At 62.5% G+C, this 403-nt stretch carries 1 protein-coding gene; it reads right to left on the reverse strand.

What is annotated here, in order from left to right; all coding sequences use genetic code 11:
- The coding region (locus AC5ZG1_RS44570; RefSeq protein WP_496136595.1) for a TolC family protein at nt 1-403 on the reverse strand (403 nt) is incomplete at both ends.

Below are 403 nucleotides of genomic sequence, written 5' to 3' on the forward strand. Positions count from 1 at the left end.
GCTTTCCACGCCAGATACTGGGTTCTGGCATCGGATTTCTCGATGTCGACATTGGCCCGCAACTTGCCGCCATCGAAAATCGGCAGGTTGAGCGTCGGGCCGAACGACCAGCTGGTCAGGCTGGCGCCGCTGGCGCCCGAGGATTTGACCCAGCTCGGCGAAATCGAGCCGGAAAGCGAGATCGACGGGTAGAGCTGGGCTTGCGCTGCACCGATATCGGCCACAGCCGCCGCAAGCTCGCGTTCAGCCTTTCTTATATCGGGACGGTTGCGAATGAGATCGGCCGGAATGCCGGCACGAATGTCGCCGCGGAACACCGGCTGGCCTGTATTCTTGCGCAGCTCGTCCGTCAGCGAAGCCGCCGGCATTCCGAGCAGAGTGGCAATGTGATGGGCCGATTCGG

The sequence above is a fragment of the Bradyrhizobium sp. Leo78 genome (assembly GCF_059512425.1).